General features: G+C 55.1%; 17 protein-coding genes and 1 pseudogene. 4 read left to right on the top strand and 14 right to left on the bottom strand.

Annotated features, from left to right (window positions below; all coding sequences use genetic code 11):
- The first annotated feature begins 1 nt into the window (after nucleotide 1).
- Both glnD and xerD read left to right on the top strand, forming a co-directional pair.
- Nucleotides 2-2,656, top strand: a complete 2,655-nt coding sequence (glnD, locus tag QY316_06565) for a [protein-PII] uridylyltransferase (GenBank protein WKZ31588.1) — start codon at nucleotides 2-4, stop codon at nucleotides 2,654-2,656.
- Entirely contained in the window at nucleotides 2,653-3,546 is an 894-nt protein-coding gene (gene xerD / locus QY316_06560) for a site-specific tyrosine recombinase XerD (GenBank protein ID WKZ31587.1), read from the top strand. Before glnD ends, xerD begins: the two co-directional genes overlap by 4 nt.
- 835 nt (nucleotides 3,547-4,381) lie before the next feature.
- Here xerD and QY316_06555 read toward each other — a convergent pair.
- Nucleotides 4,382-4,697 (bottom strand): annotated as a pseudogene (locus QY316_06555) (hypothetical protein).
- Between the two features lie 263 nt (nucleotides 4,698-4,960).
- Here QY316_06555 and QY316_06550 point away from each other — a divergent pair.
- Complete coding sequence (locus QY316_06550) at nucleotides 4,961-5,839, top strand: HDOD domain-containing protein (protein WKZ34054.1); 879 nt, start codon at nucleotides 4,961-4,963, stop codon at nucleotides 5,837-5,839.
- Here QY316_06550 and QY316_06545 read toward each other — a convergent pair.
- From QY316_06545 to QY316_06530, 4 genes are all read right to left on the bottom strand, one after another.
- Nucleotides 5,836-6,708 (bottom strand): DUF362 domain-containing protein, encoded by an 873-nt coding sequence (locus tag QY316_06545; GenBank protein ID WKZ34053.1) that lies wholly within the window; start codon nucleotides 6,706-6,708, stop codon nucleotides 5,836-5,838. The two genes, QY316_06550 and QY316_06545, sit on opposite strands and share 4 nt — an antisense overlap.
- Nucleotides 6,709-6,766: 58 nt before the next feature.
- Nucleotides 6,767-7,000 carry an Lrp/AsnC ligand binding domain-containing protein gene (locus QY316_06540; protein WKZ34052.1) on the bottom strand — a complete coding sequence of 78 codons (234 nt, stop codon included), beginning with the start codon at nucleotides 6,998-7,000 and terminating at the stop codon, nucleotides 6,767-6,769.
- 34 nt (nucleotides 7,001-7,034) lie between these two features.
- Nucleotides 7,035-7,883: a response regulator gene (locus QY316_06535; protein ID WKZ34051.1), complete on the bottom strand. Its 849-nt coding sequence runs from the start codon at nucleotides 7,881-7,883 to the stop codon at nucleotides 7,035-7,037.
- Between the two features lie 136 nt (nucleotides 7,884-8,019).
- Nucleotides 8,020-10,500 carry a heavy metal translocating P-type ATPase gene (locus tag QY316_06530; protein WKZ34050.1) on the bottom strand — a complete coding sequence of 827 codons (2,481 nt, stop codon included), beginning with the start codon at nucleotides 10,498-10,500 and terminating at the stop codon, nucleotides 8,020-8,022.
- Nucleotides 10,501-10,757: 257 nt separating this feature from the next.
- Here QY316_06530 and QY316_06525 point away from each other — a divergent pair, with 257 nt between their 5' ends.
- Nucleotides 10,758-11,237, top strand: coding sequence for a hypothetical protein (locus tag QY316_06525; GenBank protein WKZ34049.1), 480 nt, complete (start codon nucleotides 10,758-10,760; stop codon nucleotides 11,235-11,237).
- 80 nt (nucleotides 11,238-11,317) lie between these two features.
- On the opposite strand, the gene QY316_06520 is transcribed toward QY316_06525, so the two are convergent.
- The 9 genes from QY316_06520 to QY316_06480 all read right to left on the bottom strand — a co-directional run bounded on the left by QY316_06520 (nucleotide 11,318) and on the right by QY316_06480 (nucleotide 21,858).
- The gene (locus QY316_06520; protein WKZ34048.1) at nucleotides 11,318-11,716 is read right to left on the bottom strand and encodes a prepilin-type N-terminal cleavage/methylation domain-containing protein; all 399 of its coding nucleotides are present in this window, start codon (nucleotides 11,714-11,716) and stop codon (nucleotides 11,318-11,320) included.
- Nucleotides 11,717-11,841: 125 nt separating this feature from the next.
- Nucleotides 11,842-12,288 carry a prepilin-type N-terminal cleavage/methylation domain-containing protein gene (locus QY316_06515; GenBank protein ID WKZ34047.1) on the bottom strand — a complete coding sequence of 149 codons (447 nt, stop codon included), beginning with the start codon at nucleotides 12,286-12,288 and terminating at the stop codon, nucleotides 11,842-11,844.
- A gap of 287 nt (nucleotides 12,289-12,575) precedes the next feature.
- Nucleotides 12,576-12,752, bottom strand: a complete 177-nt coding sequence (locus QY316_06510; protein WKZ34046.1) for a hypothetical protein — start codon at nucleotides 12,750-12,752, stop codon at nucleotides 12,576-12,578.
- A gap of 94 nt (nucleotides 12,753-12,846) precedes the next feature.
- Nucleotides 12,847-14,112, bottom strand: a complete 1,266-nt coding sequence (locus QY316_06505; protein ID WKZ34045.1) for an O-antigen polymerase — start codon at nucleotides 14,110-14,112, stop codon at nucleotides 12,847-12,849.
- A 12-nt stretch (nucleotides 14,113-14,124) separates the two neighbouring features.
- Nucleotides 14,125-15,237, bottom strand: a complete 1,113-nt coding sequence (locus tag QY316_06500) for a hypothetical protein (protein WKZ34044.1) — start codon at nucleotides 15,235-15,237, stop codon at nucleotides 14,125-14,127.
- Between the two features lie 252 nt (nucleotides 15,238-15,489).
- On the bottom strand, nucleotides 15,490-16,623 hold the full coding sequence (locus QY316_06495; protein ID WKZ34043.1) for a GNVR domain-containing protein: 1,134 nt from the start codon (nucleotides 16,621-16,623) through the stop codon (nucleotides 15,490-15,492).
- Between the two features lies 1 nt (nucleotide 16,624).
- On the bottom strand, nucleotides 16,625-18,085 hold the full coding sequence (locus tag QY316_06490; GenBank protein WKZ34042.1) for a capsule assembly Wzi family protein: 1,461 nt from the start codon (nucleotides 18,083-18,085) through the stop codon (nucleotides 16,625-16,627).
- A gap of 191 nt (nucleotides 18,086-18,276) precedes the next feature.
- On the bottom strand, nucleotides 18,277-19,689 hold the full coding sequence (locus tag QY316_06485) for a sugar transferase (GenBank protein WKZ34041.1): 1,413 nt from the start codon (nucleotides 19,687-19,689) through the stop codon (nucleotides 18,277-18,279).
- A 30-nt stretch (nucleotides 19,690-19,719) separates the two neighbouring features.
- Complete coding sequence (locus QY316_06480; protein ID WKZ34040.1) at nucleotides 19,720-21,858, bottom strand: SLBB domain-containing protein; 2,139 nt, start codon at nucleotides 21,856-21,858, stop codon at nucleotides 19,720-19,722.
- Nucleotides 21,859-22,062 lie beyond the last annotated feature (204 nt).

Raw genomic sequence — 22,062 nt, 5'->3', positions numbered from 1 at the left:
TATGCCGCGCGTACTCATGCCGGATACGCTCATCAAGGCAGACGGGCCGCTCGCTCCGGTCGCAAAGGAATACCTCTCGAAGCACGAAGCGGAGATCCGGAAATCGCACCTCTCCGGAGCCACGGGCCGCGAGGTATGCCGCGCGTACACGTCCGTGGTCGACGGCTTGCTTAAAGCCCTCTTCGCCCGGAACTCAATCCGCCTCGGCCCATCCGATAAGGCCGCCCTCGTCGCAATAGGAGGCTACGGCAGGGGCGAGCTCAATATCCGCTCCGATATAGACCTCATGCTCGTCCATAAGGGACGGCTCACTAAGCCCGTCGAGGAGCTCACGCAGGAGATGCTCTATGTCCTCTGGGACACGGGCCTTGACCTGGGGTTCGCGATCCGCTCGGTGCCGGAGTGCATTACGCTTGCGAAGGACGACCTGAAGACCATGACCGCTCTCCTCGACCTCCGGTTCCTTACAGGCGACGCGGACCTCTTCGAATCCCTCAGAAAAAGCGTACGGAAGAACCTTTTCAACCGGGCCAGGTCCGCCTCGTTCATAAACGAAAAGCTCGAAGAAACCAGGCAGCGCCACGCCAGGTACGGCGGCTCGGTCTACATACTCGAACCCAACGTCAAGGAGGGGGAGGGCGGGCTCCGGGACCTCCATACGGCCGTCTGGGCCTTGAAGGCCAGGCACGCGAGCCCGGTCGAGCCGTTTTCTCTCGGGCTCCTGAGCGAGCGCGACAGGAAGGCGCTCGAGGTCTCGCTCGATTTCGTCCTCTGGGTAAGAAACGAGCTCCATTTCACGACCGGGAGGAAGACCGACCAGCTCACGTTCGACCACCAGGAACGGATAGCAAAGCTCATCGGGTTTGAAAGCACCGACAAATGCCTCGCGGTAGAGGCGTTCATGCAGCGCTATTACCGCCACGCGTCCGACATAAGCCACTATTCGGGGCTCATGCTCTCCAGGGCGCTGCACAGGGAAAAGAAAACGTTAAAATGGCCGAGAAAGAAGGTCCGGATAGACAGGAACTTCTACATCTCGGGCGGCCATCTCTTCACCAGGACAGATGACACCATCCAGCGCGAGCCTGCGATGGCGCTCAAGGCCTTTGAATACGCGCAGGCGTTCGACGTGGAACTCGACCAGTCGGCGAAGGACCAGGTCCTCGAGGGGCTGGTGACCGCCGGCGACGACTTCCGCACCTCGAAGGAAGCCGCGGCGTCATTTTTCAAGATACTCAGGGGAAAAAGCGTCCATAAGACGCTGAGCGAGATGCACCGCCTTAAGCTCCTCGACAGGTACATCCCCGAGTTCGAGGAAATAAGCTGCAGGGTGCAGCACGACCTCTATCACGTCTACACCGTCGACGCCCATACGCTATTCGCCGTGAGGGAAATAGAGAGGCTCCGGGGACAGTATAAATCCGATTTCCCGCTCCTTTCGAACCTTTTCGAGGAGATACCGAACCCCGAGGTCCTTTACCTCGCGGTCCTCTTCCACGACATCGGTAAGGCGCACGGAAAGGGGCATGCCGAAAAGGGCGCGGCCATGATGCCCGAGATATGCAGGCGCCTGAACCTCGCCGAGGAGGACGCGAACCTCGTGAGGTTCCTGGTAAACCACCACCTCCTGCTCGCGAACACGGCCCAGTACAGGGACCTTCACGACGAGAAGCTTATAATCGAGTTCGCCAGGAAAGTAGGCGACATCGAGAGGATGAACCTGCTATATCTCCTTACATTCGCCGACGTGCGCGCCGTGGGGCCGGATGTCTGGAGCCAGTGGAAGGGCGCCCTCTTCCAGGAACTTTACTTCAAGGCGCTTACGGTACTTGAGCGAGGCACGTTCGAGCCCGAGGAATCAGAGGCAAAGCTCAGGAAGGTGAGGGAGAGGGTGGCAGCGCTCCTTGCGCCCGAGGGGCTCGGGAGCGCTGCGGTCGAGGATTTTTTTCAGCTCCTTCCGGCGAATTACTTCCTCTCGACCAGCCCCGACTTCATCGCCGAGCACCTGAAGATTCTGAGCGATTTCGGGAACAAGACCTACGCGATGAAGGTCAGGCAGGACACCTTCAGGGAATATACCGAGCTTGTCATCTGCACCCATGACGTCCACGGGCTCTTCTCGATGATAACCGGCGTCATGGCCGCTAATGGGGTGAACATACTCGGGGCGCAGATTAATACGCTCCGGAACGGCATCGCGCTCGACATACTCCAGGTTACAGGCCCCCTGGGAGGCTTCATAACCGACGAGACAAGGCTTGAGAAGATCGAGGGAGACCTTGCCGGGGTGCTCTCGGGCCGCGTAAAGGTCGAAACGCTTGTAAGGAAGCGGAAGCCGTCGATACTCGACAGCAAGGCCAGGCCCAGGGTCAAGACGACCGTCGAGATAGACAACGAGGTCTCGGAGGCCTACACCGTGCTGGACATACATACACAGAACAGGATCGGGCTTCTCTACGACATCACGAGCACTCTCTCGAAGCTCGGCCTTTATATATTCGTCGCCAAGATATCGACAAAAGGCGACCAGGCCGCGGACATCTTCTACGTAAAGGACATATTCGGGCAGAAGGTATTTTTCAAGGACCGCCTGAACGACATAGCCGATAAGCTGTATAAGGTACTTACCGAGCCTTCTGAGCCGGAGGCGAAATGAGCTGCCTGGGGAGGGACCCTGTACAGGCCTTCCTCGACCACATCGTGGTGGAAAAGGGCCTCTCCCTGAATACCCGCCTGAGCTATAAGAAAGACCTCTCTAATTTCAGCGAGTACATGGCCGGAAAGGACCTGCTTCAGGCGACCCCCGGTGACATATCGTCCTTTCTGAAACATTCGAGCGAAAGGGGCCTTTCAGCGCGGTCGTACGCCAGGGCCCTTGTGACCCTGAGGGGGTTTTATAAGTTCCTTGCCGGAAGGGGGGCCGTAAACGAGTCTCCATGCTCCAGGGTGGACATGCCCAAGGTCCGCCAGAAGCTCCCCGAGTTCCTTTCTATAGACGAGGTTGAGAGGCTTCTTTCTGCCCCTTCGCTGGATAACGCGCTGGGGCTGCGCGACAAGGCCATGCTTGAGACGCTCTACGCCACCGGCCTACGAGTGTCAGAGCTTACGAACCTCCATACAAACAACATAAGCCTCCAGGGCGGCTATCTCACTGCCTTTGGCAAGGGCTCAAGGGAAAGGATGGTCCCGCTCGGGGACGCGGCGATGCATTGGCTCAAGAGGTATATCGACGAATCCAGGCCCTCGTTCCCCGGCAACAGGAAGACAGGGGCGCTCTTTCTTACCGCAAGAGGCGCCTGTATGACCCGCCAGAACTTCTGGGCGCTGATAAAGAAGTACGCACTTCTGGCAGGGATAGGCAGGGCCAGGTGCAAGCCCCACATAATACGCCACTCGTTCGCCACACACCTCCTTGAAAGGGGAGCCGACCTGAGGATAGTCCAGGCCATGCTGGGGCACGCGGACATATCCACCACCCAGATATATACCCACATAACGAACGAACGACTCAAGAACCTGCATAAGGGAAAGCACCCGAGGGGATAGAAGGCGCGTGTAACTTAGGAAGGCCGTTGCTAAAAATATAAGACTCTTTCTCAACAACCTCTGTCAACATATTGAGATAACAAACAAATTCAAAGATGAGGATGGACTTCACGGAAGGGGGCCCGCTTATCTGTCACTCTCCAGCCGAACCATCCTTGATTTGACATAATATCCATTATGCGACATAAACGCCATGTGGCGGTGACGGGCTTTTAATGGCTGAATACCACGAAAAAAAAGGGCTACGGCATGCGCCATAGCCCTTTTTTGTGGCTGACTGATATTTCTCAGGCAGCTTCCCTGAGGCGGTCTACAGGATGCTCTCCTTTCAGGAGATAAGCGTGAATCCTTCTTAAGCTCGCCTCTCGGCACGAACTCGGTTTCCGATAAGGGTCCGGCTCGTTCTGGCACAGCCAGGCCGTAAGCTCCACCGCCACCTGCTCGTACGCGACGCCGGTATCATCCAGTTCAGCGCCTTTTGCTGCTGCTGCTCAATCCTGCGGGTGGCCGCGACGCTCCTCTTTACGTCCATATCGTTGCTATGCCGCGCTAATTGATTTAGGAATATCGTTGCCTCGGTCTCAATCCCGTTCATCAGGATGCCGCGGCACCGTGTGTACGGATGGACCTCGTTCTTGTTGAAAGGCTTGCTGTTAAGGTCAGACCAGTTCCTGAACTGCTTCTCCATGGGTATTCCTTTTTCCTGAAATGGATTGAAACCATGGAGCCTCTCTTTGTCTTTCCGGGTGACGGCGAATGCATCATCACATACTCATCGGCGCGCCTCATACTCTGCATGAGGAAAGTGCGCTAACCAGCAACAAACACGAGTTTTTCATAAGTAAGATTCCTCCCTCGAAACAATCTTATTGAAGCGGCTGACCTCTCCGGAAGCCGTTTTTTCCTGGTAGAGGAATGCGAGCTTTCGGCTCTCGAACTGCTCGAAGAACTCCTCCCTGGATATTGGCTCAAGCGACCCGCCCCCCTTCGTATCCGGGGAAATCGATCCGGAGTATGCCTGAGCCGTCCCCCTCGCGCGTCCGCTTAACTGACGCCGGATGCCCTCCCCTGGACTCGACCCAGTTTTTTATTTCCTCGTGGTCGGTCGTGACATTTGAGGCCTTATGCGAGTTTTTTCGCGCTCCAGCCATTGCGACCTCCCTTTGGTCTACTCATCCATGCTATCTCATCAAAAAGGGCTGAACTCTGTCCGCTTGATTTTTTATAGCCCATCCTTTTTCAACCGGAGGTCCCTTTCAGGCTGCCGGATATCAGCCCAGGGCCCAGGCTAAAAAAAACATATTTGTTTCGAATACTTGCATATGGGTTGCCCGAACAGCCTTTTTTCGATATCGTCCCGTTTTTGCGCTCAAGTTTGTATGCCCCTGTCCGATAAGAAGTATACAGTGACTATATGGGTAATACGGTAAAAGAAATCCATTCCGGAAAGACCGGGAAGGCGAAGAGGGAAACTCTACGCTCGAAGGTCCTCGAGGTCCTCAAGATATCCACTGTCCCTGCCGTACTCAAGAGGATAATCGAGGTGACCGAGGACCCAAAGTCCGGTATTTCCGACCTGGAGAATATCATCGAGCGCGACCAGGCCATCGCCACCCGTGTCGTCGCCGTCTCGAATGCGGTCTTCTACGGCTTTCCCAGGAAAATCAACACGATAGACCAGGCCATCCTCGTTCTGGGCTTTGAGATGGTGAAGGGGCTGGCCATATCGACCACCCTCTTCAGTTTCCTCAAGAACAACAAGACCAACTCCGTCATCTCGTCTCTTTGGGGGCATTCATTCGAGGTTGCGATGGCCGCCGGCATGCTGGCAAGGCGGACAGGCATGGTCAGCAAGGAAACCGCATTCCTCGCGGGCCTGATCCACGACATCGGCAGGCCGCTCCTTCTTCAGATACTGAGCAAGGAATACCTCGAGGTGTGCTCGTTCGACAGGAACTGCATTGAAAGGGAAGCTGAGGTCTTCGGGGCGGACCACGCCGAGGTCGGCGAATGGTTCGTGGACAAGTGCAAGCTGCCTGAGGACTGCACGCTCGCCGTAAAGTACCACCACAGGCCCGAGAAATGCCTCGAGGAGATGGAAGCCATACCTCCGCTTGCGCAGATAATCTATCTCGCGAACCTCATCGTCACCGAGCCGAGGGAAAAATACGCCTACTGCTCGCCCGTGCACGCTCACATACTCGCGTCTCTCAAGCTCACCGGGGACGAGCTCCTGGGCTTCTCCGAAAAGATCGCCGCGAAGAGGGACGAGATCCGGGCCTTCTACGACTAAGCGGCGGCCTTCCGCTCCCTTTCCCTGAATATCCTTACGGCTTCCGGAAGCTGGACACCTGATATGTCGATATTTGAAAGGTCGGCTGTTCCCACCCCGAGCCTCTCCGCTTCGATTACATGCGCCACCCTGTCGTGACCCAGTATGTGCGCGCCTACGGAATCGGCGGCAACGCAGTCCTTGCTCGCGATCACCATGCCGCTCTCAAAGGTAAAGCCTCCAATAGGGCCGGTCCCGGTCATTGCAGGGTGCCCGGCGATTATGCCGAGGCCAATGGGGAACCTCCTGCACATGGCCGCTATGAACGAGTGTATGTCGTCGAACATGCCGTGCGGGTGGAGGCTTTTTGCCCTCGGGTGCCCGTAAAAGTCTCCCGCGGGGTATGACATGGCGATGTTCTTCATGGTGAGCGTGACAGCCGCGAGATGGTGCTCCTTGTGCGCGGCGAGAGAGATGACGGTGTCGTAGTCTAATATGTGCCCGTTCACCATCACCTCCCTGTGCGGCCCGTGCTCGAGGGGGACGGGCCTGAAGGGCGGCCTGTTGTGGTCGAAAAACTCGACCCCCTCATCCCTTATGACCCTGTCAATGCCGAGGAGCCTGAAGATCTCGTCCGTCTCCCCTGCCCCTGCCCCGCCGGAGACGGTTATCTTCCTGGGAAAGTACGCTTTCACGTACCTGATTACGGCCCGGACGGTATCGGCCTGGACGCAGGCGGACAGGTCGTCCCGCGACGCCCAGGTCTCGTTGGGCTTTATGGCGACGTGCTTCCCGACAAAAAGCTCTGAAAGGCCGTCCAGCACGTCGAGGGCGCCCCTCATTGCAGTCTCTATTTCGTGGTTTTGCGATATCGAGACCCTGCTTCTCATAAAGAAAGTATAGCACGGGTCCCTTGGGCGGGGCCTGGCGGCCCGCAGCAGGAGGGCTTCAGTCTATGATGACGTTGGTAAGGGTCCTCTTGACGTACTCGACCGACTGTATCTTGGATATGACGACGTCCCCGAGCACCTTGAAATTCGAAGCCGCGACGAGGGCTATCAGGTCGTAGGGGCCGGTGACTATCCTGGCCTCCTTTACCCCGCCTATCTGGAGTATCTTGTCGAGCACCTCCTTGGATTTGGCGTGCTCGCATTCAATGAAGACATAGGCTTCGACTGACATCCCGCTCCTCCTGGAATAGAATCAAGGCAACCTCTCAGCGCTCCAGTATCCGGGCCGCCTCGCTCCTGACCTTCTCGGGGCGCGACCGCTTCTTAAGGCGCCTTATACGCTTCCGGACAATGAAATCGCGGTCTTGTCCGGTCAGCGAGTCGTACATGAAAAGGAACCGCTCTTCTATGCCGGGATATTTCCTGGAAGCCCTTTTGCAGAGCTCTATGCCGTCGAGGAGCGGAAGACCTGTCTCGGTCATTACGAGCGCGTAGTAACGGTCCGAAAGCCTTTCCACGGCGTCCCTGCCGTTCCGGGCCAGGTCAACCCTGCCCTCGGCCCGGAGGAGATCCAAGACCTCGGGGTCGAAGTCGCCGACAACAAGGAGCCTCTCGACCCAAACCGGCTCGGATGCCCTGAGCCTGAAAGCGGCAGGGCTGGAATGGCCTATGGATTCGAGGAAACGCTCTATCCGCCTCTTATGCCTCTGAGAGGCGGCAAGTACGCCTGCCGGCCCTTCCGGACCGGCCCTGAGCCCTTCTGAGATGGGCGCTGTGAGGCGGTTCCACTTCAGGTATTCGCACTGCAGGAGGCCTTCAAGAAAGGCGTGCTCGTCAGTGAAAAGGGCCGACCTGAGAAAGGAATACGAGTCTTCGACGATCTCCCTTGAATTCCTTGAATCTTTAAGCGCTGAAGGCGCAATCGCCCTCCGCTTGGCTTTTTCAATGCGCGCGGCTGACTCAAGGAGCGCCCGCGCAAGCCTCTTTTCGCTATTTGCGAGAGATTTGAGAAAACTCCTTGTCTCGCTCCGAAAGCCGAATTTCGCCGAAGCGTCTGCATAGTTCTTCGAAGTAATAATGGCGAGCGAGCCCATCCAGCACAGCGTCTCACGCATGACCGGTCTCCTGACTCAGGCTAATCACATTATCCTTCCACGGAGGAGAAGTGTCAAGAGCGCGTTCTATGTATGCTTACATGGATTTTGAAGGAGATGGATTGAGTTTGCCGATACGGTCCTCTGAAAGAACCAATCATGCCGCGGGCCTGAACCTCTTCAGGCGAAGCGCGTTGGCCACTACGCTTACGGACGAGAGCCCCATTGCAGCGGCCGCGAACATCGGGTCAAGGAGGATGCCGAAGGAGGGATAAAGCGCCCCTGCGGCCACCGGGATAAGGAGCACGTTGTAGACGAAGGCCCAGAAGAGGTTCTGCCTGATGTTCCTTATGGTGGCCCTGCTGAGGGAGATCGACGCGGCTATGGCCTTGAGGTCGCCCCCGATGATGGTTATGTCCGAGGCCTCCATGGCGACGTCAGCGCCTGTCCCTATGGCTATGCCGACGTCGGCCTGGGCGAGCGCGGGGGCGTCGTTTATCCCGTCCCCGACCATGGCGACCACCCTGCCCTCGTCCCTGAGCCTCTTTATCTCCCTGGCCTTGTCCTCTGGAAGCACCTCGGCGAGCACTTTTTCGACGCCTAGCTCCCCTGCTATGCTCGCAGCCGCCCTCCTGTTGTCGCCGGTCAGGATTACCACGTCAAGGCCCATCTTCCTGAGCGCCATAACCGCGTCCCTTGAGCCCTCCTTGAGGGTATCCGCTATCGCGATCAACCCTGCGGCCTTGCCGTCGAGAGCTACATAAACGGGGGTCATGCCACGGAGGGCTAGCCTTTCGGCCTCTCCCCTCGCCCTGTCGATGTCGATGCCGCGTTCCGCCATGAGCCTTTCGTTGCCCAGCAGCACCTTTTTCCCGTTTACGGCGGCGCTTATTCCTCGGCCCGGGACCGCTTCAAACACGCCGGGCTCAACAGTGCTTATCCCGAGCTCTTCGGCCTTCCTGACTACCGCCTCTCCGAGCGGGTGCTCGGATTTCCTCTCGACCGAGGCCGCGTGGAAAAGGACGTCCGCCTCCCCCGTATCCGCGAGCGCGATCACCTCCTTGACCGACGGCTTGCCTCTCGTGAGCGTCCCGGTTTTATCGAGGACTATCGTGTCGAGCTTGTGCGCCGTCTCGAGCGATTCGCCGCCCCTTATGAGTATCCCGTTCTCGGCGCCCTTTCCGGTGCCTACCATTATCGAAGTCGGCGTCGCGAGCCCCAGCGCGCACGGGCAGGCTATGATGAGGACGGCTATGAAGTTCATGAGGGCGAAGGCAAGGGCAGGCTCCGGGCCTAAGACGTACCAGACGATAAACGTGATTACCGCGACGGCAATGACAGCGGGAACGAAATAGCCCGCGATCACGTCGGCCATGCGCGCAATGGGCGGCTTTGCGGCCTGCGCCTCTTCGACGAGCCTGATTATCCTTGAAAGGGCCGTGTCCTTTCCTGTCCTGGTCGCCCTGAACCTGAACGAGCCGGTAGTGTTCATTGTGGCGCCTATGACCTGGTCGCCGGGCTTCTTATCGACGGGCATGCTCTCGCCGCTTATCATGGATTCGTCAACGGACGAGTACCCGTCGACCACTACGCCGTCAACCGGGACCTTTTCGCCCGGCCTTACGACAACGATGTCGCCCGGGATCACCTCCTCGACCGGGACGGCGGACTCAATGCCGCCTCTTACGACCCGTGCGGTTTTCGCGCCGAGGCCGACGAGCTTCCTTATGGCCTCGCCTGTCTGCCCGCGCGCGCGGAGCTCGAGCGCACGGCCAAGGAGTATGAGGGCGATGATGACCGCGGCCGTCTCGTAGTAGACGCCTCCCGCAAGCCCGCTTGAGGCGAAAAAGCCTGGAAAAAGCGTTACGGCCGCGCTAAAGAAGAACGCGGCGGAGGTGCCGACGGCTATGAGCGTGTTCATGTCCGCGTAGCCTCTTTTTGCCGCGGCCCAAGCGCCCCTGTAGAACCTTCCGCCGCTAAAGAACTGGACCGGCGCAGCTAACAGGAGCTGCACGAAGTGGTTGCCGAAAACGGAAGGGACCCAGTGGAGCATCTCCCCCATCGAGCCGAGCATCAGGGGCACGGATACAACCGCGGCCAGGAGAAATCTCGCGACGAGCCCCTTCATCTCGGCCTTCTTGAGCCTTGCGTCCCGCTCGAGAAGGTCCTCATCCCTTGACAGCGCCTCCGCGCCGTACCCGGCGTTCCTTATGGCACTGACCAGAGCTTGAGGAGAGGTCGTCTCCGGCAGATAGCTCACCTCCGCCCTGCCGGATGCGAAGTTCACATCAGCGCCCAAGACCCCGTCGACGCCTTCAAGCACGCCCGTAATCTTCCTTACGCAGGAAGCGCAGCTCATCCCCTGTATCGGGATAGTGACGTGTGCTGCCCCGGCGCCGTACCCGAGCCCTTTTATCGCGCGGATTATGTCGTCAGGACGCAGGCTGGCCGGGTCGTAGGAGACGCTAACCTTATTTGATGCGAAGTTCACGGAAGCTGATACGACTCCGCCAAGTCCCCTTAGCGCCTTCTCGATTTTGGACGCGCAGGAGGCGCAGTTCATGCCGGTAACTGGGATATTCACGCTTACTGTACGGGCTGCCGGCGCGGACCCATCGCCTGATTTTACGTTGGCCATATCTTCTCCGAAAAAAACTTAAAAAGTTCAAAAATATTATATCACAGGCGCATATGCGTTTCCTTAAAAGGGAGAGGACGCCGGGACGTTACGGGAATTTGCATTGCCCGGAATTCCATCATGTGTTAAATTTCATGTTGCGTCGCCGGAGGACGCTGCAGGGCGTGGCAAATTTTGACTTAAAGCCTCCTCAGGTCCGGAATGGCGGTGTATAATAGAATTTGCAGTCCTCACACGCGCACCTTGAGAGGAGAGGCATGAAACCGAGAGACCATGTGATAGGCGGCGCAATCGGGGCGGCCGTCCTGTATCCCTTCATCGGAAGAGACAGCGTCATCTTTTTCGCGGCCTCGCTGCTTATCGACCTTGACCATTACCTGGATTTCCTCTGGCACAACCGCTTCACGGACTTCAGCATCAGGAGGATGTTCGCATACCACGCCTGGCTTGAAAGGCACCTTTACAGGCCGGGTTTTCTTAACCTCGAGATATTCCACACACTCGAGTTCCTCGTGCCTCTCTTCTTCATATCCTACTGGACCGGCTCGGCCCCGCTCTTCGCGGTCTGGCTCGGGTTCGTTTTCCATGTCATACTGGACATAGTGAATCTGGCCGCTCACGGTGTCCCGTTCCTGAGGGCGCACTCATTCCTCGAGTTCTTCATAAGGAAAAGGATGCTTGAAAAGAGGGGTTACGACCCGGCAGGGCTCTGCAGGGAAGCGCTGAGGAATATTTAGGAAAGGGCATTAATTCCCCTCTTTGCTAAAGAGGGGTCAGGGGAGATTTACCGTTGGCACGCCTGGCTTTCTGCCCGTTGTCAGCAGGCGCTCCCGTCAGCCCAGCTGCAAGAGCCGTCCGTGGTCCTGGTAAGCGGAGACATGCCCGCGCCTGCCCTCGGGTTGGATACGGTCATGACGTAAGAATCGGTTATGCCGCTGCCTCCAGCCGATACCTCGAGGGTATTCCCCCTGCTTACGTTAACGGCCCCACTCCCGATCGGGACGAGCGCAGGCCCGGTAATTGCCGCTATGGCCAGATAGGTCTGGTTTTCCAGGAAATACGCCTCTTCGTGGCTCGTGGCGTTCCTCGCGTCTGAGAGCATGGCTGCCCGAGCGGCCTTCATGGAGGATGACTGCATGTGCGGTATGGCTATTGCGGCGAGTATGGCGATTATCGCGACGACTATGAGAAGCTCGACCAAAGTGAATCCGCCCATCCTCCGGCACGCATATGCCTTTTTTTCAGCCATATTTGTTTCCCAGGCAGCATGTGAGTAGAGCAAAAAAAAAGGGCCTGCTTAATTAACAGGCCCTTTTTCACTTCAATGCTGCATGCCGTGTGTTAGCAATTAGTGGCGTCGGCGTAGGCGCAGCTGCCATCGCTCGCGAGCGTGAGAGGGCTCTTGCCGGCTCCGGCTCCAGGGTTGTCAACATCGATAGACCAGTCAAGGGCGTTGCCGGTTATGGTGATGGTGTTATTCTTGCTGGCGAGGAACCTGACGGTCTGGCCGCTGTTGGTGCCGGTCACGTCAGTAAAAGCAGGTCCGGGGCCTACGGAAACTCCATCAGCGTCCGTATACGAGCTCTCGTCCGTGAAGAGCGCCTCAAGCTGGGTGGCCGTGTTCTTCGCGTCCGCGACCATCGAAGCCCTTGAGCCCCTCTCCCTGTAGGCCGAGAACTGCGGGATGGCTATGGCCGCCAGTATGGCTATGATGGCCACGACTATCAGGAGCTCGACCAGCGTGAAGCCGTCCTCCCTCTTCATGTTCTTCAATATCCTCTGCAGCATTTTACTTCCTCCTTTCACCCTTTGGTGATGTTTTTTATTTCTTTCTTTTCGGAATAACTTTTTGGAACTTGAGCCGCCTTCTTGTTGATTCTTTCTATATGCACCTGGCGTGCCAAATCTGGAATTGTAAGTAAATCAGCATCTTTCAGGAAACAGGCCGAGTTTTACCCAGCTTGGAGTAACAATTTTTGTCAGTGCATATGACATTTTTTGTCAGATTAGCGTCTTTTGGGGGATATTTCGAAGTGATGATAGGTAGGCTGCTGAGTTTTTTTTTAATATCCTCATTAACCGGGCCCGCCGGCATGTTTTCTCGATGCCTCATGGAAGCGCGAGAGGTATATCCCTGACGTCCCGAGGAAGCTCACGATGACGAAGGCGCTGTTGAGCCCGCCTGCAAAGCCCATTATGACGATGACGAGGGTAAAGCCGGTCAATGCCCTGCCGAGCCTGTACATGTACATATCACCCAGTTCGCGGAAAAAAAGGCAAGCGGCCCGGAGCCGGCCAAGAAGAGGCCTAAGGAGAGGCGTTGAATGAACTAGAAGGCCCTGTCTTTTACAAACTAAGCGCTATCCTTTTTCGAAAACTTGCAGCTTTATATATAATAGAACTTGTGAAAGCAATAAAAATAAAAGAGACCAGAAAAATAAAAAGATAACCAAATAGCTGAGAAGGATTCATAATATAATATATTAAAAATAGCAAAAGCACACTTTTAGAATAGGAACTAGTTATGTACAATATATATAAATAATTATAGATAAGACCAATTGTAAGCATCCCAATTATTACGCCAAACAATCCAAAATTGAGGAATAGACTACCAACAGGAGTTGGCGGAAGCCCACCACCACTAAAAGTTCTATTCAATTTTTCTTTAAGAAAATAATCAAAGCTGACAGGCTTTTCAGAATAAAGAAATCTTGGAATAATTAAAATTGCACTCTGAAAATACTCACGCCCCTTCTGCAACTCAATTTCTCCTCGCTCAACTTGCTTCACAATAGGAACATAATTGGCATCATAAATAGCAAACACAACGACTGACTTCCACATAAGATCATTAATAAATTCAGTTTTTTCCAAGCCAGTTCTCATAAAATTTACAACGCCTATTCCAACTATAAAAATAAATCCTATAAAGCACAATTTCTTTATTGAAATTTTACAATATTTATTATAAAGACCAAGCAGTAGTAAGAGCGGTAAAAAAAGAGCCACCTTATGCGCAACGGTGATAAAAATTACAAAACACGAATAGACGATTATAAAAAGGCTTTTTATGCCAAAAATTTTTTTCTTCCCGGCCTTCATATAACAGCCAGTAAGGAGAAGACTTGATATTGAGACAAAATAAATACCAGGTTCTTTTATAAAGCCTTTGCCAATTTCCGCAGTTCTTCTTAGATCCTCGATGTCATTGCCCGTAAGAAGGCCATACGTTATACCAGACCAGACCCCATACAATAGAAGCAGGAAAATTCCAAATAAATTTAGCGCTAATAGAGGAATTTCTTTTCCTTTTGCAAAACCTATTTCGTGTGCTGCGGCATCTTCCTTATGCCGAAATAATTTTCTTGAAATTAAAACGCCTATCACAAAAGACAAAATTGCAATAAAATAGAGATAGTGGTGAGTTTCGAGCACATCCTTTCCTGTTATTAAAACATTTATTGAGGATGGGATAAGGTAGAATACTGAAAAAATTATAAAAGGAAAAAAGAAAGGAGAAAAGAAATGCAAATTACCTTTTCTGCTTGAGTACAATGAGTATATGATTAAAAAACTTAAGAAAAACAGATTGATTGAAAAAATTAGCATCTTAGGGTGTTTTTAATTGAGCTCAAAATTAATTTCTTCTCGGAATTTGATAAGTACTTCTTGAAAATTTGGGTCAATCACATCTGAATGCCAGAGTTCTATCCAATTCGCGCCAAAATCAATTGCAGCATATAGCATATTTTCTAGCCTTGATGAATCTTCTGTTCTGATATGACCCTGAACAGCAAAAGGTGCACCAAGATTCCAAAATTGTTCTACTAAGCTATGTGAACTTAACAATTCTGGCGGGATATTTCCAAACCAGAGCCCTAGTGGTCTAATAATGGCATTCTTTTGTTCAGCTTCAGCCAATGCATATTTGACAATCTCATTGGAGATAGAAATATTTCTACTAATTTGGCAACTTTCACTACTATTTGGGAAAACATCAGCAAATGCAATCCCCAAAGGGAAATCTGAAAAATTTCGGATGTAAATATCTATAAGTCTTTTCCAGAATTCAATGAATAATTCCTCTTCATGACTTCCCCAATTAAGTTCCGGTGCGTTATACAATTTACTCCACATTATTTCGAGCCCATTCGAAGTTGGTCCCCCAGTAATTGTTATATACGAAATACAATTTCTAAACTGATGCGATTTTAAAAATCCAGCAAAATTTTCAACAGTCCTTTCCCAAATCTCAAGAATTTTTGTATTTAAATAACGTCCATTCTGTGTCTCAATCCAGGGGAAATATGTCCTGCGTTCAGTCTCTGTCTCACAGCACCAACAATGATAAGCAGGTATTAAATATTTATCAAAGGCCCAATCTGGCGCGTGATCACCTCCAAGAATATTATAAGATAGCTTTTTTCCCGATAGAGCAGCTTCGGTTAAAAGTCTATCTAAGCCCTTCCAATTGTAAATTCCCTCCTCACTCTCAATATAGGACCATTTAATATAGTTTGTGACTCCATCAATAAATTTATAATCATATAAATTTATGCGAACACCATCCTTTATAACCCAATTTGAAGTATCAGTAACAGCATAAATTTTAAAAGTTTTTTTGTTATCGTGTGAGTTATCTTCAGTAAAACTGCCCCTTCCAATATCTGAGCCACATCCAGCCGCTACAATACTGGATAATAGAAATTTTATGAAATAGCGCCTGTTTAGCATTGTTCCTTTTCTGGCACCTATAAGCGATTTGTCCAGAACAGAATGCTAAGATTTCCCAAAAGTGGATAGAGGGTTGCCAAAGGTCGCGAAAGCCCATACGTCAAAATCCTCCAATCAAAGACAGTATAGCTTGCTAAAATGCTTTTGTGAAGTTACCCAGGAAATAAAATATCGTCAATTTTGTTAAAAGCGGCTCTCCTTTTGTGAAAAGACTGAGCCAGAAGAACTATCGCGCGCCTACGGGCCCGTTCCTCAAGATTCGCCTCTTCTCCCCAATGCCTCTATATATTCTGTGAAAAATACGGCAAATATCGAAAAAATTAACGCAGAAACAGTTGCCAAGACTACGATCATGGCGCGCTTCGGCTTGGCTTTCTTGTCCGACGGCATCGCGATATCGAGCGCCTGGACGGTGGGGCTGTCCTTGGCCTCCTGCAGGCGGGCGACCTCGTACTGCTGCGTAAGGAGCTCAAAAAGCGTCTGTTGTACCTTCGCGTCCCTCAAAAGGTTGGCGTATTCGAACGATATGCCCGGGATATTGTCTGTGGGTATGAATATTCCCCTTCCGGCGGGCTTCCCGGACTCAAGCTCGCTCAGCTTCTCCTTCAGCCCCAGTACCTCGGCCTTCAGGACTCCCGCCATGGGGTTCTCCTCGGTTGCAAAGGAAAGGAGTGCCGTGAGCTCCACCTCCTTGGCCATGAGCTGCCCCTTTACTGTGCCTATGGCCTCGATTATCGCCCTTGACTGGCTGTCGAGGTTCACCGTTTTGTGCTTCTCCTGGAAGCCCCTGAGCTCGGCCTCTATTTTTTCGAGCTCCTGCCTGGATTCCTTTAGCCTCTTCTCGGCAAACGTCCTCATCCTCTGGCCGGAGGTCATTGCGGAGCGGCCGAGGATCCTGTCGAGCTCCTCGACAAAAGCGTTGGCGATCAGGGCTGCCCGTTCGGGCGACGTGTCGAAGACGGTTATGGAGATTATCTCCTCCTTCGATTTTTCAATCCTAATCCTTTTGGAGAGCGCCGATCTCGTCTCTTCAAGCGTCTTCCTGCCGTAAAGCTCGCGGAGTCCAAAGCGCTCTATTATCGGGTCCGCGACGCTCCGGCTCTTCAGTATCCCTACCCAGAGGTCGGAAGGCGACTTCAGCCCCAAAAAGCTCCCGGAGAGCGCCGCGATCCCCGGCACCTGCGAAAGCCCGGCCAAGGAACCCACCCCCCTATCGTCTTGCGGCGGCATGATGCTCGCGGTGGAGGCGAACTGCACTGGGAGGAGAAGGCTTACGATTACAGCGATCACGAAGGCGGAGGCAGTAACGGCCCCTATCATCTTCCGGCGCCTGGAGATTACGGATATGTAATCGCGAATCGTCAGTTCGTCTCGCAAGTCTTCCATTTCAGAAATGCCTTTCTATGGAAATCGCGGCAACCGGGTTCGCGGAGCTTCCCGAGGGGCCGTCCGTCTTCTCGATCCCCGCGCTCCCCCTCACCCTGAGGGCCTCGCCGAATATAACGCTTGCGTCAGCCGCAAGCCAGCTCCGCTTCGTTTCGCCTCTTTCGTGTATGAGGGACCGCTCCCAGTCGGCTTCCGCTCCGATTGTTGCGCCGCCCTGGAAATGGTACTGGGCGCGGATGAAGAGGTCGGCGGCGTCCGGCCCCATGTGGTGCCCTATCACACGGCCCTTATAGGTGTAACCTGAATCATATATGTGATGCCTGTACCACTGGGCGAAGGAAAACCGGTCGCCGTGCGCGTTATAGGCGTACTCGGCCCTGAAATCGAGGCCTTTAAGCCCCAGCGGCTCGTCGACGTAGAGGCCGAAGAGGTAGCCCCTCACCGTCGGGGTCCTGTTGCCGGATGAGTCCTCCGCGCCTATTTCGGTATAGAGCTTAAGCCCTGTCCAGGGCAGACTGCCGTTCCTGTCGACATGGATGTATGAGGCGTCGATCGACATGAGCTGGTTGCCGTCTATGGGCGAGCTCGTGTGCTCAGCGCTGTCCGAGGCGAAGAAGACCTTTACCCAGTCCGAGGCGCTCAGGCTTTGCCGGCCCTCCCCGCCGAACATGATTACCCTTGAGAGCGCGAACCTGAAAGACGGGCGAGGCCTGAAATCAAGCCTCATGCCGAGGAGGTTCGCGCGTGGAAAGTCCCTGTCCTCTTCGAGCCTTGCCAGGAAGACGGACGGCCTGAACGGCCCGAGCTTCCTAAAGACCCAGGGGAGTAGCACCGGGCGGCCCGTCGAAGCCTTGGCCATCTCAAGCGGCTCCGCGTTATTGGAAAGGAGGAGGCTCCCGTGATAGCCTGGGCCCGACCACATGGATTCCCTGCCGGCCAGGAGCTCGATAAAGCCGATGTCCGCCTTCGCGTAACCGCGGACGAGCCTGAGTTCGGAGGACGAGCCGGCCCTGTACTCGGGATTGAGCTCTATGGAAGTGAAGCCGAGAAGCCCGGCGCTTGCCGACAGACCGGCCCATGCATTGCCGTTTTCGCGAAACTCGTGCCCGTCGTTGTTGACGGACGGGAAATAAGGCCTCTCGTCAGAGTACACGAAACCGGCATAGGCGCGCTCTATAGGCTTGAAATAGGTGTCCGGGCCTGACCCTTCGTTATCGCCGAGGGCCGCCCTCAGCCGTAACGCTATGGGCTCCGCGGACCGCCACGGACCTCCTCTTCCGTCCCCTTTCAAATTCCGGACGGCCTCGCCGGCAAGCCTTGCGCCCTCCTGCCTGGTGAAGGGCCGGGTCGTGAGTATCCCGCTCTCTATTAACCCCTTCACCTCCAGGCGCTCAAGGTCGCGGTATATCCAGCTATCGACCGGTATGTTTATCGAGCTGCCGGCATGTGCGCCATCGGGCATGGAGAGCCCGTATGCGGACAAAAAAAGAGCGCTAAGAAAAAAGAGCTTACGAAACAAAAAACTACCGTTCCTTTCAAGGCCACCTCTAAAAATCAATCTTTCCTCGGATTCGGATGCGGGGAAAAATCTCTGATTTTGAGAGGTTGCCTCAATTGCATCGGACGAGAGCGCGAAATCCGCGCAGCCCGCCCCTAAATGCCTGTACCCCTGAAGACCGTAGGCACGGTCTTCAGGATTATCTTCAGGTCCAGCCAGAAGCTCCATTTATCGATGTATTCGAGGTCGAGCCTAACCCAATCCGTAAACCCTATCTTGTTCCTGCCGTTCACCTGCCAGAGGCAGGTTATCCCTGGCTTCACCGAAAGCCTCCGCCGCTGGGCCAGGTCATACTGTGTGATCTCAGACGGGAGCGGCGGCCTCGGCCCCACGATGCTCATGTCCCCCTTAAGTACGTTAACGAACTGAGGGAGCTCGTCTATGCTGTATTTACGGAGGAACCTCCCGAAGGGCGTGACCCTCGGGTCGTTACGCGACTTGAAAACGGGCCCGCTCATCTCGTTCAAATGCTTAAGCGATGCGAGCGCCTTGTCCGCGCCCTCTACCATGGTGCGGAACTTAAGCACCTTGAAGCGCCTGCCGTTCTTCCCGCACCTCTCCTGCCGGAAAAAGACCGGGCCAGGCGAGGTAAGCTTCACTCCGATAGACGCGAACAAGAAAAAAGGCGAGGCCAGAAGAAGTACGAGAGCCGAAAAGACGACGTCCAGCGCCCTTTTAAGGACGACCCCCCGCTCGTGCGTGGCGACCGGGTTGAAGGTCATGACCGGCCTGCCCGCGAGCTCGCCCATCTGCATGCTGGCTATCTCGTGCCGATAAAGGTCCATCACTATGCTCGCCTTTATGCCGACCTGCTCGCAGGCCATGACCGGCCCCTCTATCCTGTCGAGGAGCTTCCTCGTGACGACAAACACGACCTCGTCGACCTGAACGGTGGTTATCAGGCGCTCTAGGTCTTCCACCTCCCCGAGTACGCGCTCCGGGGCCGGCGCGGGCCCGGGCTCGTCATTTTTGCCCACGCTCACGAACCCGAGCACGTGCACGCCCCACTGCTTGTGCTCATCGATAAACCTCGCGAACTCCAGCGCCCTCCTCCCGGTGCCCACTATTATCATGGTCCTGAAGTTGTAGCCCTTTGTTCTCAAGTAGCGCGTAAGGAACAGGACAAACGCCTTGAAGGCCAGGAGAAACGCCGAGTTCACGACGAAGAAGATAATGATGAGCGCCCTGCTCACGTATTCGAGCTTGAAGGCGTAGAGAAGGGTCATGAGGACTATCACTGCCGCTGACGAGCCCTTAAGCACCGGAACGAGCGTCTGCAGAAGGCTCTTGGTCCTCATCGTGCCATAGGCACCGTAATACCGGAGGAGCCCGGCCCAGAGCGGCAGTATGAATATGAGGAGAAACGAGTATTCGGAGAAAGGCCTCAGGGCCGGGAGTTCCGTTATGGACCCCCTTATGGCGTAGGCCGCCAGGAACGAAAGGGCGGTGATGACAAGGTCCGCGGTCTTAAGGCCGCCGGAGATGATCTTGGTGTTTTCCCTCAGCATCCGGTTCCTCTCCAGTTGCAGCGTCCAGGGTCAAAATGCGACGATAAGGACGCCTGCTGTCACGGCTATCTGATACAATATTTGAGTGATGTCCTTGAAGTCCCGGAGGAACGCCGTCCTGTCGACCTTCTCGGGAACGACTATGGTGTCGCCCGGATCGAGGGCCGCTGACATGAGGCCTCCTCCGGTCCATCTCCTCGTATCCCGGTCCCAGCCTAAAAGGGACCCGGCGTCGTTCCGGCTTATCGCGGTCCCGTCTACCTTCAGTATGTATATCCCGCCGCTGTCGGCGCTCCTGGTAACGCCTCCGGCCTTCCTCATGTAGTCCTTCACGCTGAAATCGGCCCGGTGCACGAATGCGGTCTGGTTGTGGACGGCTCCGATGACCTGCACGTGTGCGGCCCGCTCGGGTATATGGATATGGTCGCCCTCCTCAAGCACGAGGTCGGATTCGCCTCCCCTGAAATCGGCAGGCGATTCGATCCTTATGCTTATCCTGCCCCTGGCCTTTGCGGCCCTCATCTTCGCTAGCACCGCCAGCCTGTTCGAGAGCGCGACTTCCTCGATCCTGGCCGCCTCTTCGTCAAGGGCCGACCCGATGCCGGACGCCGACTGAGCGAGTATCTCCTTTTCAAGCCTGTCGAGCGCCTCGTCGAGCTGGGCCTGCTGGAGCTCCCTTACGGATTCCCTCGTGAAGACCGCGCCGCGGAGATAGGCCTTCCCGGTAAAGCCCCCTGCTCGCTCGATGAGCGACGAGGCTGTCTCGCCCTTTTTAATGGTATACGCGCCGGGGAACCTCACCTCTCCGGTAATCCTTACGGTCCTGTAAAGCTCCCATTCCGGCACGGCCCTGACGAAGAGGTAATCGTTTTCCAGAAGCTCGATATTGTGCTCGGGATCCCCTTCGAGCGCCCTGACGAGCTTTATTGGTATCTTGGTCGTCACAGGCCCCGATTGCTCGGGCGTTATCCTCGTAAGCTCGGCCTCCTCGGTGTAGGCGTAGTACCTCGGCCCGCCGGCAAGCGCTACGAGGTCGCTGACCCTGAGGCCCGAGCCGATACCGAACTCGCCGCCCCTCTCGACAGCGCCTTCGATCCTTACTACCTTTTTATCGGGGATTACCGGATATACCGTGAGAAGGTCTCCCGGCTGCACCTTTACGTCAGCCGGGTCCTTTGCCGAGAGGTCCGTCTCGAACATCGCCTCCCTGGTGTTCTCAACGATTCTTTCTATGCGGAGCCTTCCCCTGATGGCCGTTTCGTTCAGCCCGCCCGCGAGGGCAAATATCTCCGCGGCGCTCGACTCGCCCCTGAGCTCATAGATAGCAGGCGACCTGACCTCTCCCGCTACGGCCGCGAGCGGCCCAGCCGGAGGGATAAAGACGACGTCCTCAGCGGCAAGCCTCAAATCCGTCGACTTGTCTCCCTTGAGGAGGAGGTCGTAGAGGTCCAGGGCGGCTATTGTCGCTCCGTTCCGCTTAAGCTCTATCTTCCTCATGGAACCTGTCTTTGAGGGCCCGCCTGCCGCGAAGAGCGCGTTCAGCACCGTTGACATGGATGAAATGGAGTAGCTCCCGGGCCGGACGGCGTTTCCGACCACGTAGACGCGGATGGAACGGAGCGCGCCGATGCTCACGTTCATCTTGACCTCGGACGGAAGGTAATACCTCGCAAGCTCCTTCTTTAGGAATTCCCTCGCCTCGCTGAACGTCAACCCGTTAAGGAAGAGGATTCCGGCTTCCGGGAGGTTCACTTTTCCGTCGCGGTCCACGACGACCGAGTACTCGGCGTTGAGCCTGCCCCAGATGCTTACCCTGAGCTCGTCGCCCGGGCCGAGGACGTAATCCGGGTCCACGGGGATATTGTCGGACGGCTGAAAAGAAAAAGGGACGGACCTGAAGAGGGCGTAGCCGAAATGCCCGAGTCCCGGTGTCTTCCCGGCCAGGTATTTCTCGAAGGAGGACTCGTAATCCGGGCCTGATACCCTTTCGCGCTCGTGAAGCAGCTCCTCAGGCAGGCCGCTCTTTCCCGCTGAAGACTTTTCGGGAGATGGCGCCCTGGCCTTGCCGGAGGCGCTTCCGGTCTCCGAAAAGGCCACCCGTGGATTAAGGGATGTCAGTAGGAAGAATGCCGCTATGATGGAAAGGGCGATAATCTGAAAACGGTTCACGTCAGGTTGCTCGGTTCCTGGTGGTTGATGAAGAAGAAAAATCGACGAGTAAATTCCGGCAATAATATGAAAAAATGCGGCTTTTGTCAACCTGAATTGGCCTGCCCGGGCCGGCGCGGGCTTGAAAAGCAACAAAATTGCCGGGGTTTTTTTAACCACCTCCTCTTCCTGCTCCTGTTTGACTGGGAAACGAGTATCTGCTAA

It is taken from the genome of Thermodesulfobacteriota bacterium (assembly GCA_030583865.1).
In the GTDB taxonomy this organism is placed as follows: domain Bacteria; phylum Desulfobacterota; class GWC2-55-46; order GWC2-55-46; family GWC2-55-46; genus UBA5799.
Note: the sequence above shows the minus strand (reverse complement) of the source record. Positions and strands in the feature narration are given on the sequence as shown.

Coding starts and splice junctions, on each gene's coding strand:
- QY316_06510 (WKZ34046.1), bottom strand. CDS start 12,752: ATGTACATGTACAGGCTCGGCAGGGCATTGACCGGCTTTACCCTCGTC.
- QY316_06495 (WKZ34043.1), bottom strand. CDS start 16,623: ATGGAAGACTTGCGAGACGAACTGACGATTCGCGATTACATATCCGTA.
- QY316_06550 (WKZ34054.1), top strand. CDS start 4,961: ATGGGTAATACGGTAAAAGAAATCCATTCCGGAAAGACCGGGAAGGCG.
- QY316_06505 (WKZ34045.1), bottom strand. CDS start 14,112: ATGCTAATTTTTTCAATCAATCTGTTTTTCTTAAGTTTTTTAATCATA.
- xerD (WKZ31587.1), top strand. CDS start 2,653: ATGAGCTGCCTGGGGAGGGACCCTGTACAGGCCTTCCTCGACCACATC.
- QY316_06485 (WKZ34041.1), bottom strand. CDS start 19,689: ATGCTGAGGGAAAACACCAAGATCATCTCCGGCGGCCTTAAGACCGCG.
- QY316_06535 (WKZ34051.1), bottom strand. CDS start 7,883: ATGCGTGAGACGCTGTGCTGGATGGGCTCGCTCGCCATTATTACTTCG.
- glnD (WKZ31588.1), top strand. CDS start 2: ATGCCGCGCGTACTCATGCCGGATACGCTCATCAAGGCAGACGGGCCG.
- QY316_06525 (WKZ34049.1), top strand. CDS start 10,758: ATGAAACCGAGAGACCATGTGATAGGCGGCGCAATCGGGGCGGCCGTC.
- QY316_06520 (WKZ34048.1), bottom strand. CDS start 11,716: ATGGGCGGATTCACTTTGGTCGAGCTTCTCATAGTCGTCGCGATAATC.
- QY316_06530 (WKZ34050.1), bottom strand. CDS start 10,500: ATGGCCAACGTAAAATCAGGCGATGGGTCCGCGCCGGCAGCCCGTACA.
- QY316_06545 (WKZ34053.1), bottom strand. CDS start 6,708: ATGAGAAGCAGGGTCTCGATATCGCAAAACCACGAAATAGAGACTGCA.
- QY316_06515 (WKZ34047.1), bottom strand. CDS start 12,288: ATGCTGCAGAGGATATTGAAGAACATGAAGAGGGAGGACGGCTTCACG.
- QY316_06500 (WKZ34044.1), bottom strand. CDS start 15,237: ATGCTAAACAGGCGCTATTTCATAAAATTTCTATTATCCAGTATTGTA.
- QY316_06490 (WKZ34042.1), bottom strand. CDS start 18,085: ATGCCCGATGGCGCACATGCCGGCAGCTCGATAAACATACCGGTCGAT.
- QY316_06540 (WKZ34052.1), bottom strand. CDS start 7,000: ATGTCAGTCGAAGCCTATGTCTTCATTGAATGCGAGCACGCCAAATCC.